Here is a 13,443-nt window from a genome sequence, read left to right as displayed (position 1 = left end):
ATGTGGAGTCTAATAAAATCAATTATGTTGAATTGCCAGCGCGGGATTTAGCGTTAAATAAAACTTTTTTTACTCGGGTGTTTGGTTGGGGTTTTAAAGATTATGGTCCTGAATATTCAGCTTTTGAAAATGCGGGATTAGATGGTGGTTTTTTTCAGGCCAATTTTTGTTCGCGCCCACAAAATGGCGCAGCCTTGGTGATTTTGTACAGCAATGAGCTTGAAGTGGTGTTTGATAAAGTTCAAGCGGCTGGTGGTACGATAGAACAGGTGATTTTTGATTTTCCGGGTGGTCGTCGTTTTCACTTCCTTGATCCGTGCGGCAATGAATGGGCGGTATGGAGTGAGCCGAGCAAGTAACTTTTAAAGGCCTTTGTGTTGCTCAACATAAAGGCCTTTAGAATATTTACAGAGAGGTAAACTCACCGCAATAATTTGTGTTCCATTTCTCTAGAATACCGTGATAGGTTTCCCCTGTGGCAATTAGCCAATGGAGTTTGCAGAAGGCGGCTTCTAAGGTCATATCTCTACCACTTAATACGTTCATCGACGATAAGATGGATCCCGTCGCATAAGCGCCCTGAGAAACTCCACCGTGCAGACATTGCGTCACATTTACGATGTTTTTCTTGCGCAGCATGGCTTCTGTTAAGAAGGATAAAAACGCGGGATTCTGATCTGGTACATTGCCTGCACCATAGGTTAGCAGAACAATGGCTTTGCAATTTTCGTCATCGAGTAGACTTTGGAAAACTGTAATGGGTTGACTTGGGTGAAGAGTGATGACACTAACAGCGCCTGTTATAAAACAAACGATGCGGTTTTCAATCAAGGGTGTTGAGTTCTCTTCGTTACTTTTAATCATGCGATCTGGGTGAAGTTTAATATCAATAGCCAGCTCGCCAAGTAAATCATCATTGGGTACTTGGAAGGCTTCAATATGGTTGCTACTGACTTTTTGAATGCGGTTGCCACGCATTAGCTTGCCATCAAAAACTAAGCTCACATCGGGTATTTTATGGAAAACTGCTAGCGATAATGCGGCTTGTAAATTGGAAGTCGCATCGCTTCGATTCATACCTAAAGGGATTTGCGAACCGGTTAGGATGATATTCTTAGTGCAGGCACCAAGCATAAAAGACAAGGCCGAAGCTGTATACGCCATGGTGTCCGTGCCATGGAGAATGACAAAACCTTCGTAGTCCTTCCAGTGAGTCGCAAGAATAGACGCTAACTTCGTCCAGTGTTTTGGTGTGATGTTCGCGCTATCGATTAACGGTGAAATCTCTAACACTTCAAAAGAGGGCAGCGTGTTTACGCTCATCCCTAATGCCATCTCGATGCGCTCTTGTAGGCCAGAAGCAGGAGCCAACCCCTGCTCTGTTTGAATCATGCCAATGGTGCCACCCGTGTATAAGATGAGAACTTGTGCGCTCATATGACAACCTTGCCAGGTGACAGCATGGATTGTGGGCTCAGTAAAATATTCACTTGCTCTTCTGTTAGTAGGTTTTCTTCAATGACCAAGGCTTTTACGGTATTGCCAGTGTGCAGCGCGGTGTTGGCAATGCGGGATGCGTTGGCATAACCAATGTGCGGAACCAATGCAGTGATGATGCCGATGCTGTTTTCAACATGACCTGCGCAAATGCTTTCGTTTGCAGTGATGCCACGAATGCAGCGTGTTTCTAACATCTGACAAGCCTCTTTGAGCATTTTTAACGAATTCAAAACGTTGTAAATGATCATCGGCTCCATGGCATTGAGTTGTAGTTGACCTGCTTCAGCGGCCAATGTTACTGCAAGATCGGATGCGATGACTTGGTAGGCCGTTTGGTTCATTGCTTCAGGAATAACGGGGTTTACCTTGCCCGGCATAATGGAAGAGCCTGGCTGCATTGCAGGTAAGTTGATCTCGCCTAAGCCAGTACGAGGGCCACTTGATAATAAGCGTAAGTCATTGCTCATCTTGCTGAGTTTAATAGCTAGGCGCTTCAATATGCCGGAGAAGAAAACAAAGGCTCCCATGTCAGAAGTTGCTTCTACTAGGTTGCTTGCTGGTACAAGAGGTTTTGTCGAAATGGTAGCGAGTTTTTCTACCACCAGTTTGGCGTAACCTTCAGGCGTATTGATGCCTGTGCCGATTGCCGTGCCGCCAAGGTTAACTTCGCACAGTAGCGCGCACGCTTCTCTTATGCGGTCAATGTCTTCGCCAAGAGTGACTGCAAAGGCATCAAACTCTTGACCTAATGTCATTGGTACGGCGTCTTGCAGTTGTGTACGGCCCATTTTGACGATATGAGCGAATTCACGAGCCTTGTCTTCTAGCGCTTTTTTCAATGATGCTAGGCTTGGGACAAAATTGTCTGCAGCAAATTGGATGCCCAAACAAGCTGCGGTTGGGTAGGCGTCGTTGGTGGATTGTGAGCGGTTAACGTCGTCATTTGGGTGTAGGTATTTGTATTCGCCTTTTTCATAGCCCAATTTCGTTAAGGCAATGTTGGCAATCACTTCGTTAGCATTCATGTTAGTGGATGTGCCAGCGCCGCCTTGGATCACATCGACAATAAATTGGTCATGATACTGGCCTTGAATTAAGTCTTGGCAAGCAAACACGATGGCGTCTGCTTTTTCAGTCGTAAGTAGTTTCATTTCTTGGTTGGTTCGAGCGGCAGCAGCTTTCACCATAGCCAACGCTTTGATCAGCTCAGGAAAGTGCGAAATAGGAACGCCAGTAATGGAAAAGTTTTGTGCAGCACGTAACGTTTGTATGCCGTACAGGGCGTCGGCGGGAACGTCCATATTGCCAAGTAAATCGTATTCAGAGCGAGTGTTCATCTTGTGTTTCCTGACACCTCACCGAATCACGGTGAGGTGAAGTCTAGGTTGAGTTATTAGCGGTGAGAATCGTTTGTTGGCCAAGATTCTTGGTCCAGTTCTAGGTCTTGAAAGCGGGCGGCTTCAAATGTTGGTGTTTTGTTGCCTTCTTTGCGCTGATCGTCAAAGTCTTTCATGACGCGCTTTGCAATTTTAAATAGCAAGGCAAGAGCAAATAAGTTAACCAGCGCTAATAGCCCCATACTTAGATCCGCAAAGGCGAACACGGTGCCCAAATCAAGAATAGCGCCTGTACAGCAAAGGCAAATGATGATGACGCGGAAGGCGTTCATGTAGAAACCATGATTATCAGATTTGGTTAGGTAACTAACGCTATTTTCACCTAGGTAGTAGTTGTAGAGAATGGTACTAAAGCCAAATAGCAACAAAGCAATACTGACAAACATCCGTCCGTAATCACCCATGTGTGTGGCTAAAGAAGCTTGAGTTAGGGCGACGCCTTGAACTGTGTCTGTGCTACTTGGGTCGTAAGCACTGCCAAGAAGAATGATCAGAGCAGTACAAGTACACAATACAATGGTGTCGATAAAGACAGAGAAAGCTTGAACGATACCTTGGTTTGCAGGGTGTGGAATGTGAGCTACCGCTGCCACGTTTGGTGCACTCCCAAGACCTGCTTCATTAGAGAACAGACCGCGTTTTACGCCCATTAGAATGGCTGCACCGATGCCGCCACCAAATGCAGGCTCTAAGCCAAAGGCGCTTTTTACTATCATAACTAGCGTGTCTGGAATTGCACTTAGGTTCATCGCAAGTACGATGAGAGCGATAAGTAAATAGCCGCCAGCCATGATAGGAACTAAGATTTCAGCAACTTGAGCGATACGTTTTACGCCGCCGAAAATAATCAGGCCAACAATGAACGCCATGCCGATGCCGCTGTAGTAAGGCTGAATGCCAAACGCATCTTCTAGCGACGTTGCAACAGAATATGATTGCAGTGTGGTGAAGGCGATGCCAAAGGTGGCTAGTAGTAATATCGAGTAGAGTACGGATAGCCATTTCCAGTTTTTGCCTAGGCCGCGTTCAATATAAAATGCTGGTCCACCACGGTAAGAACCGTCACTTTCTGCTGATTTGTAGGTTTGCGCTAACAAGCATTCTACAAAGCTGGTCGCCATGCCCATGAGGCCGACAACCCACATCCAGAAAATAGCGCCTGGACCGCCAATAGTAATGGCTACTGCGACGCCGGCAATATTACCGCCACCGACGCGACCAGCAACGGATAAGATTAATGCTTGGAATGAGCTTAAATGTTTGCTGTTAGCTTCATGGTGTTTGGCCGTCAATATACTGAACATATTGCCAAAGTAGCGAAACTGTACGAAGCGGGTTGCAACGGTAAACCAGATACCAAGACCGACTAATACGGCAATAAGGACCTTGCTCCAAAGCAAGTCAGTGAGAAGGGATAACATGGATCATAACTCCTAGTGTTTTTAGATTTATTAAGGGGGTATTGAAGCGGTCATTGGAACGAAAAATGAGTAGGAAGGGGAGTTCGTAAATAGGTGCGGTCTGATGCTAGTTGATGCTATGGTAGCGTCAACTAGCACTATTTTATGCGTGTTATCTATTCTGTGATTTATTACACTAGCGACGAATTTATGTTGGTATGCAAAATAAGATTAAATAGGGCTTATCATGGTTCAGCATTTTGCGGATAACTTGCAATTGTTATGCAGTTACTACAAATCGGTAGCGGATGTATGTCGTCGACTTAATATTAATCGTGCACAATTTAACCGTTACCTCAATGGTACAACCATGCCAAGTAGTAGTACTCAGCGGCGTATCTGTGAGTTTTTTGGTGTAGAGCCTGATGAAATGATGCTCTCCCATGAACAATTCGTTAAGTTGGTGCAAGTACGTCCAATTCGTCAGAGTGAAGAAAGTAAAAACCTGACGCCTGAGCAGTTGCAATTTAATCGGCTTAATCAATCCGGTCAGTTGGGTTTGGCAAAATATGATGGTTACTATTTTGAGTATTATTACTCTATGGCGTGCCCAGGGAAAATATTACGCACCTTGGTTCATATAGAGTCGCAAGACGGTAAGACCTATTATAAACGTACAGAGCGACTAAACCCGCGCAATATTAAAAAGTCGTTCCATGGTGTTTATAATGGCTTTGTACAATTGCTTTCGGACCGATTGTTTTTGCTAGACTTTGAAAGTCAGACACACGTAGAAATGACCCAGACTATACTTTACCCTTCTTTTCGAAATCGCGTTGAGCGCTTAACAGGCTTGCGTCTAGGGGTGTCAGGTAGTGGCGAAAGAGCGCCTTGTTGCGTGCGAGTTGTGTACGAATATTTGGGAAAAAATATAAATAAAAAGCACGCCGTTGCTCAGTGTGGTTTATATGACCCAAAGAGTGATGAGATAGATGAGGATATTTGCCAGTCAATCCATAATGATATGGCTGAAGGTGACTGGCATTTTAGAGCGCGATTTTAAGCGTCTTTTGTTTCGCTTGTGTCTGGTGTTTCTGTAGCTGCTTCTGTGCTTGCGTTTGCAGCCGCTTCGGCTTCCATTTTGGCGCGTTCAGCCTTAGATATATACTTAGGTTTGGCCTTTTTAGGGTTAACCTTTAAGTTGGCTTGCTTCATACGTTTGTCGTATATGTCTTTGATCTTTTTGCGACGGTTCATGTTTTAGTTCCTAAATGACGTTGCTTTCCAAGAATGACATTCAAGGAACGAAAAAAAAGCCCTGATCATCGATCAGGGCTTTTTTATGTTGGTACCAGTAGGCGGACTCGAACCGCCACACCCGAAGGCAACGGATTTTGAATCCGTCGTGTCTACCAATTCCACCACACTGGCCTTGAAAAAGGTGAGGCGTATTCTAGGGTATTTCCAACATATGTCAACGGCAATAAGGATTATTTTTTATCTTTTTCACTTCTGATAGCTTGGAAGTACCTTTTTATCAGGATTTTCGCTAGAATACTGGGTCGTTTTTTCTAGGTAGCTTTCTTTCCATGCTCGTTTCCGATTATCACTTTGATTTACCTGATTCATTGATCGCCAATTACCCGATGCCTGATAGAACCGCTAGTCGTTTATTGCATCTTGATGGCCCTACAGGTGATGTGGTTCATCGTCAATTTCCTGATGTGTTGGATTTGGTTCAGCCGGGCGATTTGATGGTGTTTAATAATACCCGAGTTATCCCTGCTCGTGTCTTTGGGCAAAAGGAGTCTGGCGGTAAAGTCGAAATATTAGTTGAGCGAGTCATTAATACGAACGAAGCTTTGGCTCATGTTCGTGCAAGTAAATCACCAAAAGAAAACAGCAAGCTGATTTTAGGGCAAGATAAGGGTGAGCAAATTGAAGCGACTATGATTGGTCGTTCAGGTGCTTTATTTCATCTTGTTTTTAATGAACCTGTTTTGGATGTGCTAACGCGTGCTGGACATATGCCGCTGCCGCCTTATATCGAACGTCCTGATGAAGACAGTGATCAAGAACGCTATCAAACGGTTTATAATCAAAAACCAGGTGCGGTTGCAGCTCCGACTGCAGGATTACATTTTGATGATGCCTTGTTAGAAAAGCTAAAAGCAAAAGGCGTAGAAATGGCATTTGTTACCTTGCATGTTGGTGCAGGAACTTTTCAGCCGATGAAGGTCGAAAACGTACAAGACCATATAATGCATGCTGAGTATGTTGAAGTTGAGCCTAGCGTGGTTGAGCAAGTAAAAGCGACTAAGGCGCGAGGCGGTCGAGTTATCGCAGTGGGTACAACCAGTGTTCGCAGCCTTGAATCGGCGAGCCAAAGTGGCGAGATAGCGCCGATGCAGGACGACACCAGTATTTTTATTTACCCAGGTTATGAATTTAAAACAGTGGACGCTCTGGTGACTAATTTTCATTTGCCAGAATCCACGTTGATTATGCTGATTAGTGCTTTTGCGGGTTATGATCATGTTATGGCCGCCTATAAAAAAGCAGTAGAGCAGAAATATCGATTTTTTAGTTATGGTGATGCCATGTTTATTACACGAAATGCGCAGGCTAAAGGCCCGCAATGTGAGGAATAAGACGTATGTCTGATAAGCGTCCAGAATGTTTTATGGATTTTGAACTTCACACTACGTCAGGAAAAGCGCGTCGCGCTACCTTGACGTTCCCACGTGGGAAGGTTGAAACACCTGCTTTTATGCCTGTTGGTACTTACGGTACAGTGAAAGGCATGCTAACCAAAGATATCGAAGAAATTGGTGCTGATATTATTTTGGGTAATACCTTTCATCTTTGGTTACGTCCGGGAACGGATGTTGTGAAGGCGCATGGTGATTTGCATGACTTCACTCAATGGAAGAAGCCAATTTTAACGGATTCTGGTGGTTTTCAGGTGTTTTCTCTTGGGGAGATGCGCAAAATCACCGAGGAAGGTGTTAGCTTCCGTTCACCAATTAATGGCTCGAAAGTCTTCTTGAGCCCTGAAATATCCATGCAAGTTCAGCGTGATCTTGGTTCGGATATTGTAATGATTTTCGACGAGTGTACACCGTATCCGGCAACGCCAGAAGTGGCAGCGAAGTCTATGCGTATGAGTTTACGTTGGGCTAAGCGTTCAAAGGACGAGCACGGTGATAGCCCTTCAGCGTTGTTTGGTATTATCCAAGGCAGTATGTATGAAAACCTTCGAGACGAATCGTTAGAAGGCTTGGTAGATATTGGTTTTGATGGCTACGCAATTGGTGGCTTGTCAGTGGGTGAGCCAAAAGACGAAATGATGAAGGTATTGGATCACACGACACCAAAAATGCCTGCTGATAAGCCGCGCTATTTGATGGGTGTCGGCAAGCCAGAAGATTTGGTGGAAGGTGTGCGTCGCGGTGTCGACATGTTTGATTGTGTGATGCCAACGCGTAATGCCCGTAATGGTCACTTGTTTACATCAGATGGTGTGGTTCGTATTCGTAACGCTCAATATCGTCATGATGTTGGCCCGTTAGACAAAGAATGTGATTGTTACACTTGTAAAAACTTTTCTCGGTCTTATTTACATCACTTAGATAAGTGTCAAGAAATGGTAGGGGCGCAATTAAATACGATTCACAACCTACGATATTACCAAACACTCATGGCGGGATTGCGTCTAGCGCTCGATGAAGGTAGATTTGACGCCTTTGTTGATGAGTTTTATGCAAAGCGAGGCTTAGAAACGCCCGCTTTGAGTGAATAATAAACAAAATCATGCGGACTTCTTTACAAAAGAGTTTGCAACAGTTTCATAAACCATTGGAGAGTTAACACCATGATCGCATTGATCTCACCAGCTTACGCTGAAGGCGGCGCACCAGCAGATGCAGGTATTTTTAACCTAGTACTTCTTGCTGGCTTCGTTGTTATTTTTTACTTCCTTATGTGGCGCCCACAAGCGAAACGTGCAAAAGAGCATAAAAACTTGATTGCATCTCTAGCGAAAGGCACTGAGGTAGTAACTGGCGGTGGTGTATTGGGTAAAGTATCTAAAGTAGATGACAACTACGTAGTGCTTGAAGTTGCTGAAGGCATTGAAATGAAATTCCAAAAGTCTTCTGTTGCAGCTGTTTTACCTAAAGGAACGTTAAAGTCTATTTAACCTTTCTTAGAAAAGCGCCTTTTCGGCGCTTTTCTTCTTTATCGATCTATTCAATTTTTTAGGTTTAAAGGATTTTTCATGCTTAACAAGTACCCCTTGTGGAAGTATTTGCTAATTCTTCTAGTTTTGGCTTTGGGGCTACTTTATGCCTTCCCAAACCTTTATCCGGATGATCCAGCGCTACAATTATCTACCCAGAAAAGTACTGCTATTGTTGATGAGCAGTCGTTGCAAAAAGCAAAAGATGCGCTTTCAAAAGCCAACATAGATTTAAAACAAGCAGAGCTTACTTCTGCTGGCGGTACCTTGCGCTTTAATAGTGGTGAGGACCAACTTGCTGCCAAGCCTGTCGTGGCTGCAGCTTTGGGTGAAGACTTTGTCACTGCGCTTAACTTGGTACCAACAACGCCTGATTGGTTGTCTTCTTTGGGTGCGGGGCCTGCTAAGTTGGGTCTTGACCTACGTGGTGGTGTGCATTTCTTGTTAGAGGTAGATACGCCTGCTGCGCTGAAACAAAGACTTGAAGTGAGCTCTAGTGAAATGAAAGCAGCTTTGCGCAGTGATCGAATTCGCTATCGTAGTGTTGACGTTGAAGACGGTGTTTTGTCTATTCGCTTTTTGCAGGAATCAGATCTAGATTTGGCTGAAACACTTTTGAAACGTGATTTCTCTGAATATCGCTACGCGACTCTACAAGACGGCAGCGATTTTTACCTGAATGTGAGTTTTACGGAAGCGGCTACGAAAGAAATTGAATCCTACGCTTTGCAGCAAAACTTAACCACATTACGTAACCGTGTGAACGAGCTAGGTGTGGCTGAGCCTTTGGTACAGCGTCAGGGTAGTAATCGTATTGTGGTTGAGTTGCCAGGTGTACAGGATACTGCGGCAGCGAAACGAATTATTGGTGCAACAGCTAACCTTGAGTTTCATTTGGAAGCAGGCTTAGACGATAGAGGTGCTGATATCGAAACATTGACGTTCCGTGATGGCAGTGGTCGTACTGCGCGTTTAGAGCGTGACCTTATTATTACGGGTGATAGTGTTTCTGATGCGAGTTCTTCTTTCGATGAAAATGGTCGCCCACAGGTAAACATTAACCTGGATTCCAAGGGTGGCAAGCAGATGAGTAAAGTAACTCGCTCTGCTGTCGGCCGAAATATGGGGGTTGTGTTTATTGAGCACAAATCTCGTAGCCGTTTTGTTGAGAAAGACGGCAAAATGGAAGAGGTGCGTAGGAGTTACAGTGAAAAAGGGATTATCTCTTTGGCGACAATCCAGACGACGCTTGGTAATTCATTCCGCATTACTGGATTGGACAGCCCTCGTGAGTCTTCTGAGTTGGCTTTGCTGCTTCGTGCTGGTGCGTTGGCAGCGCCAATTTACTTTGTTGAAGAGCGTACTATTGGACCAAGCTTGGGTGCTGAGAACATCAAGTTGGGTGTCAGTTCAGCGCAAATTGGTTTGCTGGTTGTGATGTTGTTCATGCTGGTTTACTACAAGGTGTTTGGTATTATTGCTAACATTTCTTTGGCGCTTAATATCATACTTTTGATGGCCTGCATGTCCTTGCTTTCTGCAACATTAACCTTGCCTGGTATTGCGGGTATTGTGTTGACGATGGGGATGGCAGTGGATGCCAATGTGTTGATTTTCTCGCGAATAAAAGAAGAATTGGCAAACGGAACACCAAACCAGCAGGCGATACATTCTGGATTTAACCGTGCATTTACAACGATTTTTGATGCCAATATCACTACATTGTTGGTTGCTGTTATCTTGTTTGCAGTTGGAACAGGGCCGGTTAAAGGATTTGCAGTGACCTTATCACTGGGTATTCTTACTTCGATGTTTACAGCGATTGTTGTAACGCGTGCACAGGTGAATCTTGTGTATGGCGGTCGTAAAAACAAAAAACTGTATATTTAGGAGGGTGCCATGAAAGTGACAAATATTCCGTTTATGGCAATGCGTAAAATCGTAGCAGCCTTTTCGCTGGTTTTGATTCTTATCTCTCTGGGTTCTTTGGCAACAAAAGGACTGCAGTTTGGTTTGGACTTTACCGGTGGTACTTTGATTGAGGTGGCTTATGATGAGGCGCCTAAATTAGATGATGTTCGAGCCTTGCTTGGTGAGAACGGCTATACAGATGTGGTGGTGCAAAACTTTGGGTCGCCAACCGATGTAGTGGTTCGTATGGCCAATTCCTATACCCCAACACTGGGTGATGAAGTGTTATCAACATTACAGAATCACGGTGAGACAAATGTGTCGCTTCAGCGTTCTGAGTTTGTTGGTGCGCAAGTGGGTGAGGAGTTGCGTGAGCAAGGTGGTCTAGGCATGTTGCTTGCCTTGGCTATTGTGATGATTTACGTTGCGGTACGTTTCCAATTTAAGTTCTCTGTGGCGTCTGTAGCAGCTTTGATTCATGACGTGATCATCACGCTGGGCTTCTTCTCTCTTTTTGAGGTGGAATTTGACCTAACTGTGTTGGCAGCGCTACTTGCTGTTGTCGGTTACTCCCTAAACGATACCATCGTAGTGTGTGACCGGATTCGAGAGAATTTTCGTATCATGCGCGATACAACGCCTTTCGACTTGGTAAATGAGTCGATCAACCAAACGCTTGGTCGTACTTTGATTACTTCCATGACAACCTTATTTGTGTTGGTGGTGTTGTTTGTTGCTGGCGGTGAAGCGATTCATAATTTCTCTATGGCGTTGTTGGTAGGGATTGTGATTGGTACATATTCTTCTATTTTCGTAGCTGCCAATCTATTGCTTGCGATGGATGTGAAGCGAGAAGACTTGGTGCCAGCACCAAAAGAAGAATTGGAAGATGACTTGCCTTAGTTGTTAAGCTTCTTTTGATACATAAAAAAACCTGCTTCGTGCAGGTTTTTTTATGTGCTTTAATCGGTAAGTGTCACTTCCTTATAGTAAGCTGATGGTTTTCTGTTCTGATTGAGTGTTGATTTAATAATAGGGTGAATTTTTTTATGTATTATTTTTTACTTGGCTCACTGATTTTGCTTTTTAGTGTTCAAGCTAAGGCTCTAGATTTTAGTGATATGGATAAAACGGCCCAAGGTTTTCCTAATATTAAAACAATACACATCGCGTACAAAGGTGATGTTGTTTGGGCAAAGGCATATAACAAAGCAAATCTTGATGCGGTTGCTAATATTAAGTCGGCATCAAAGTCTCTGATGTCTGCCGTCGTTGGTATGGCGATTGAGCGTGATGTTATTCATGGTGTCGATCAAGCTATCGCTCCTATTTTTGATGATTCTTTACCGAAAGACCCTGATCCACGTTTGAAAAAGATTACGGTTTCGCATTTGCTTTCAATGCAGGCGGGTTTAGAGAGGACTTCTGGGCGTTATTACGGGCGTTGGGTAGCAAGTGATAATTGGGTTCAAACTGTACTGTCGCGGCCCTTTATTGATGAGGTTGGTGGTGATATGCAGTACTCAACGGGAAATACTCACCTTTTGTCTGCGATCATCATGCGCCAGAGTGGCGAAAATACTTATCAACTAGCGAATAAGTGGTTTAAAGGGACTGGTGTTTGGGTTCAGAGTTGGGAGACAGATCCTCAAGGAGTGCCAATGGGAGGAAATCAAGTTGGCATGACGCCTGCCTCTTTGTTGGCATTTGGCGAGCTGTATCGAAGAGGTGGGGTTACTGAGAAAGGTAAGCGGATTCTTTCTAAGAAATGGATAGAAGAAAGTTGGCAGCCTAGGACTGAGTCTCGTTTTCATCGTGGTCTTTATGGATATGGTTGGTTTATTCAGACGTTTGCTAATGTGCAAGGCTACTACGGTTGGGGTTACGGTGGGCAAATGATTTATGTTTTTCCAACATTAGATTTAACAATCGCTATCACTTCTGATGAGTATTTGCCTTCTGGCAAAACCGGTTACCGTGATTTGCTGCATGATATGGTCAGTCAGGATATAGTTTCCATTATTCAAGCTGCGAAATAATCCTTTTTTTATTTTTCATATTTAAAAGCCTACTCAATTGAAGGGTAGGCTTTTGCTCTAATGTCTATTGTTTTTCAGTAACAGTACCGAAATGCATGCCCATTTTGGTTGGTGTTTCTGCTTGGAGTGATTCCTCCCAGTTGATGGCATTCTTTCCGAATAAGACGATGGCGGTTGATCCTAGTTTGAATCGCCCCATTTCTTCGCCTTTCTTGATCTCTATGTTGCTTAGTTCGTTGTAGTCCCATGTCACGACATTTTTATTGAATGGTGTGACCTGTCCTGCCCATACGGTTTCTATGCTGGCTACAATCATGGCGCCGACTAGTATGACAGCCATTGGGCCTGCTTCTGTTTCAAATAGGCATACGGTGCGTTCATTGCGAGCAAAAACGTTAGGGATTTGCTCGGCGGTGACTTTATTGACAGAGAAGAGCTTTCCTGGAATATGGATCATTTTAGTTAGTTTGCCTGTCAGTGGCATGTGAACGCGGTGATAGTCTTTTGGTGAAAGATAAACGGTAGCAAAAGTACCACCAAGAAAATCATTGGATAAGGATGCGTCGCCACCAAGAAGGCTTGTGAGGCTGTAATGATGGCCTTTTGCTTGGAAGAGTGTGCCGTGCTCGATGTTGCCTAGTTGGCTGATAGCGCCATCTGCAGGGCAGGCAATACTGTTATCTTCTTCGCAGATAGGGCGGAGTTCTGGGCGAATGGCGCGTGTGAAGAAATCGTTGAAGTTGCGGTAGGATAGCTCGTCACTGTTGATGGCTTCCGACATGTCGACTTGGTATTTTTTTACAAATTGGCTAATAAAAGTGTTTTTAACCCATGAGTTTTCGCATTCGGCGATTTTACCAATGGCTCTTGATAATGCTTTTTGAGGTGTGATGTGTTGAGCAAATGCGAAAAGTTGGTCTTTAGTCACGTTTATTGTCCTAATAAGTAAAGTTTAA

The 13,443-nt window shown here is 44.2% G+C and carries 13 protein-coding genes and 1 tRNA gene; 8 read left to right on the top strand and 6 right to left on the bottom strand.

The features are described from left to right. Nucleotides 1-2 precede the first annotated feature (2 nt). Nucleotides 3-359: a VOC family protein gene (locus DFP77_RS04820; protein ID WP_114411144.1), complete on the top strand. Its 357-nt coding sequence runs from the start codon at nt 3-5 to the stop codon at nt 357-359. A gap of 46 nt (nt 360-405) precedes the next feature. On the opposite strand, the gene DFP77_RS04815 is transcribed toward DFP77_RS04820, so the two are convergent. From DFP77_RS04815 to DFP77_RS04805, 3 genes are read right to left on the bottom strand one after another with little or no spacing between them, the layout of a single operon-like run. Continuing rightward, entirely contained in the window at nt 406-1,437 is a 1,032-nt protein-coding gene (locus DFP77_RS04815) for an asparaginase (protein WP_114411143.1), read from the bottom strand. Then, nucleotides 1,434-2,837: an aspartate ammonia-lyase gene (locus DFP77_RS04810; RefSeq protein ID WP_114411142.1), complete on the bottom strand. Its 1,404-nt coding sequence runs from the start codon at nt 2,835-2,837 to the stop codon at nt 1,434-1,436. The genes DFP77_RS04815 and DFP77_RS04810 overlap by 4 nt, the downstream gene beginning before the upstream one ends. A gap of 56 nt (nt 2,838-2,893) precedes the next feature. After that, entirely contained in the window at nt 2,894-4,318 is a 1,425-nt protein-coding gene (locus DFP77_RS04805; protein WP_114411141.1) for an alanine/glycine:cation symporter family protein, read from the bottom strand. Between the two features lie 226 nt (nt 4,319-4,544). Between DFP77_RS04805 and DFP77_RS04800 the strand changes: the two genes are divergently transcribed. Further along, nucleotides 4,545-5,360, top strand: coding sequence for a helix-turn-helix domain-containing protein (locus DFP77_RS04800; RefSeq protein ID WP_114411140.1), 816 nt, complete (start codon nt 4,545-4,547; stop codon nt 5,358-5,360). Here the strand turns inward: DFP77_RS04800 and DFP77_RS04795 are convergent. Further along, the gene (locus DFP77_RS04795) at nt 5,357-5,554 is read right to left on the bottom strand and encodes a DUF2986 domain-containing protein (RefSeq protein WP_114411139.1); all 198 of its coding nucleotides are present in this window, start codon (nt 5,552-5,554) and stop codon (nt 5,357-5,359) included. The two genes, DFP77_RS04800 and DFP77_RS04795, sit on opposite strands and share 4 nt — an antisense overlap. An 89-nt stretch (nt 5,555-5,643) precedes the next feature. Beyond that, nucleotides 5,644-5,728: transfer RNA gene (locus DFP77_RS04790), tRNA-Leu, on the bottom strand. Nucleotides 5,729-5,886: 158 nt separating this feature from the next. On the opposite strand from DFP77_RS04790, the gene queA reads away from it, so the two are divergent. The 6 genes from queA (at nt 5,887) to DFP77_RS04760 (ending at nt 12,487) form a co-directional block, all read left to right on the top strand. Next, on the top strand, nt 5,887-6,948 hold the full coding sequence (gene queA, locus DFP77_RS04785) for a tRNA preQ1(34) S-adenosylmethionine ribosyltransferase-isomerase QueA (protein ID WP_114411138.1): 1,062 nt from the start codon (nt 5,887-5,889) through the stop codon (nt 6,946-6,948). A gap of 32 nt (nt 6,949-6,980) precedes the next feature. Further along, nucleotides 6,981-8,099 carry a tRNA guanosine(34) transglycosylase Tgt gene (tgt, locus tag DFP77_RS04780; protein ID WP_205116925.1) on the top strand — a complete coding sequence of 373 codons (1,119 nt, stop codon included), beginning with the start codon at nt 6,981-6,983 and terminating at the stop codon, nt 8,097-8,099. Nucleotides 8,100-8,171: 72 nt separating this feature from the next. After that, nucleotides 8,172-8,498, top strand: coding sequence for a preprotein translocase subunit YajC (yajC, locus tag DFP77_RS04775; protein WP_110571877.1), 327 nt, complete (start codon nt 8,172-8,174; stop codon nt 8,496-8,498). A gap of 78 nt (nt 8,499-8,576) precedes the next feature. Then, nucleotides 8,577-10,427, top strand: a complete 1,851-nt coding sequence (secD, locus tag DFP77_RS04770; RefSeq protein WP_114411136.1) for a protein translocase subunit SecD — start codon at nt 8,577-8,579, stop codon at nt 10,425-10,427. A 9-nt stretch (nt 10,428-10,436) separates the two neighbouring features. Next, nucleotides 10,437-11,351, top strand: a complete 915-nt coding sequence (gene secF / locus DFP77_RS04765) for a protein translocase subunit SecF (RefSeq protein ID WP_114411135.1) — start codon at nt 10,437-10,439, stop codon at nt 11,349-11,351. A 146-nt stretch (nt 11,352-11,497) separates the two neighbouring features. Continuing rightward, nucleotides 11,498-12,487, top strand: coding sequence for a serine hydrolase domain-containing protein (locus tag DFP77_RS04760; protein ID WP_114411134.1), 990 nt, complete (start codon nt 11,498-11,500; stop codon nt 12,485-12,487). 64 nt (nt 12,488-12,551) lie between these two features. Here DFP77_RS04760 and asd read toward each other — a convergent pair whose 3' ends face one another. Further along, entirely contained in the window at nt 12,552-13,415 is an 864-nt protein-coding gene (gene asd, locus DFP77_RS04755) for an archaetidylserine decarboxylase (protein ID WP_114411133.1), read from the bottom strand. Between the last annotated feature and the right edge of the window lie 28 nt (nt 13,416-13,443).

Origin of the sequence: Marinomonas foliarum (genome assembly GCF_003337275.1) — a bacterium.
In the GTDB taxonomy this organism is placed as follows: Bacteria; Pseudomonadota; Gammaproteobacteria; order Pseudomonadales; family Marinomonadaceae; genus Marinomonas; species Marinomonas foliarum.
This window is presented reverse-complemented; position numbering and strand designations above follow the sequence as displayed.

Bases quoted from the DNA above. Each gene is read 5' to 3' on its own strand.
- tgt (WP_205116925.1), top strand. From the start codon at position 6,981: ATGGATTTTGAACTTCACACTACGTCAGGAAAAGCGCGTCGCGCTACC.
- DFP77_RS04800 (WP_114411140.1), top strand. From the start codon at position 4,545: ATGGTTCAGCATTTTGCGGATAACTTGCAATTGTTATGCAGTTACTAC.
- DFP77_RS04795 (WP_114411139.1), bottom strand. From the start codon at position 5,554: ATGAACCGTCGCAAAAAGATCAAAGACATATACGACAAACGTATGAAG.
- queA (WP_114411138.1), top strand. From the start codon at position 5,887: ATGCTCGTTTCCGATTATCACTTTGATTTACCTGATTCATTGATCGCC.
- DFP77_RS04760 (WP_114411134.1), top strand. From the start codon at position 11,498: ATGTATTATTTTTTACTTGGCTCACTGATTTTGCTTTTTAGTGTTCAA.
- DFP77_RS04815 (WP_114411143.1), bottom strand. From the start codon at position 1,437: ATGAGCGCACAAGTTCTCATCTTATACACGGGTGGCACCATTGGCATG.
- secF (WP_114411135.1), top strand. From the start codon at position 10,437: ATGAAAGTGACAAATATTCCGTTTATGGCAATGCGTAAAATCGTAGCA.
- DFP77_RS04810 (WP_114411142.1), bottom strand. From the start codon at position 2,837: ATGAACACTCGCTCTGAATACGATTTACTTGGCAATATGGACGTTCCC.
- secD (WP_114411136.1), top strand. From the start codon at position 8,577: ATGCTTAACAAGTACCCCTTGTGGAAGTATTTGCTAATTCTTCTAGTT.
- yajC (WP_110571877.1), top strand. From the start codon at position 8,172: ATGATCGCATTGATCTCACCAGCTTACGCTGAAGGCGGCGCACCAGCA.
- DFP77_RS04805 (WP_114411141.1), bottom strand. From the start codon at position 4,318: ATGTTATCCCTTCTCACTGACTTGCTTTGGAGCAAGGTCCTTATTGCC.